The organism is Mycobacterium sp. E183 (assembly GCF_001667735.1).
In the GTDB taxonomy this organism is placed as follows: domain Bacteria; phylum Actinomycetota; class Actinomycetes; order Mycobacteriales; family Mycobacteriaceae; genus Mycobacterium.
Genome location: NZ_LZJN01000176.1, coordinates 1 through 1,313, shown reverse-complemented (window position 1 = coordinate 1,313; position 1,313 = coordinate 1). Strand labels below are relative to the sequence as shown.

At 68.7% G+C, this 1,313-nt stretch carries 2 protein-coding genes and 1 pseudogene; 2 read left to right on the top strand and 1 reads right to left on the bottom strand.

What is annotated here, in order from left to right; translation table 11 throughout:
* Positions 1-104 (bottom strand): annotated as a pseudogene (locus A5691_RS28780) (TetR/AcrR family transcriptional regulator); the annotation flags it as partial.
* A gap of 142 nt (positions 105-246) precedes the next feature.
* On the opposite strand from A5691_RS28780, the gene A5691_RS20910 reads away from it, so the two are divergent.
* Positions 247-879 (top strand): TetR/AcrR family transcriptional regulator, encoded by a 633-nt coding sequence (locus tag A5691_RS20910; RefSeq protein ID WP_068266774.1) that lies wholly within the window; start codon positions 247-249, stop codon positions 877-879.
* A gap of 76 nt (positions 880-955) precedes the next feature.
* Positions 956-1,313, top strand: a 358-nt coding sequence (locus tag A5691_RS20905; protein ID WP_156734809.1) for an NAD(P)-binding protein, incomplete at its 3' end; no start/stop codon positions are given.

The window sequence follows — 1,313 nt, the reverse complement described above, 5'->3', positions numbered from 1 at the left end:
GAGTAGCCCACCGTCGCCACACAGCGCATGGTGGCCACGATGATCCGCTGGCGGGTCTCCTCACCGCTGGCGCCGACGGGGCGTCCCCGCTGCGCCCGCGTCACCGTGTTCTCCGCACTCGCGCGTCCCGTCCGCAGGCTCTCGGCGCCTGACAGTGTCGAATATAATCGAGTGATCGATTTATTCGGGGTTCGTGCGGAGGTGCGCGGTGCGTGAGGGACGGGACGGCGGCGCGTGCCGTCCCGCATGAGCGCCCGGCCCTCGCGATTGGGGCGCCCGGTGGGCGCCGACGGCGAACAGACCCGCACGCGCATCATCACCGCGGCGATGCGCACTGTGGCCGAGATGGGCTACTCCCGCACCACGATTCGCGAAATCGCCCGCGCCGCCGACATGACGAGCGGCAGCCTGTACCACTACTTCCCGAACAAGTCCGAATTGCTGGGCGCGGCCGTCGAGGACATCGAGCGGATCGCGGCCCCCCGGCTGCGGGACGCGGCCGCACAGGCCGACGACGTGGTCGACCGCATCGGGGCGGTTCTCGACGAATCGGGCCGGCTCATGCGCGAGTATCCAGATCTCGCCGCCTTCGAGTGGGTCATCCGCGCCGAAGGAGTGGTCGGCCCCGATCGGCACATGGACGGGGGAACGGGATTTCAGGCTTTCCGCGAGATCATCGAGGGCGTCGTCGACGACGGCTACCGGCAGGGCGAACTGTCGCGGCCTTCCGATCGGGACAGCGTCGTCGAGGCCCTCTACGCGCTCATCTACGGGTTGGTCGAGTTGGGGGCCACGTCGCCGCCGCGCGATTATCACGCCGCGCTCGACTCGGCCAAGAAGATGATCAGCGGAACGTTGTTCGCCGGCGGGCGCGGATAGCGGCGGGGCCGACACGGCACCGCCTTGATATGATCAAGCGATTGATTATATAGTCGGGCCACGAGAGGACCGGGCCTTGACTGAAACCGTGTCGTTCGACGTCGACGCGCTGCGACGCAAATACGCGGAAGAGCGCGCGCGCCGATTGCGCCCGGACGGCATCGCTCAGTACGTCGAGACGGCGGGGGCATTCGCGCGCTTCGCCGACGACCCCTGGGCAGACGGTGAATTCACGCGCGAGCCGCTGACCGACGAAGTCGACGTCGCGGTGATCGGCGCCGGATTCGGCGGGCTGTTGACGGGGGTGCGGCTGCGTCAGCTCGGCGTCGACAGCGTGCGGCTCATCGACCGGGCGGCCGACGTGGGCGGGACCTGGTACTGGAACCGGTACCCGGGGATTGCCTGCGATGTCGAGTCCTACGTGTACCTGCCGC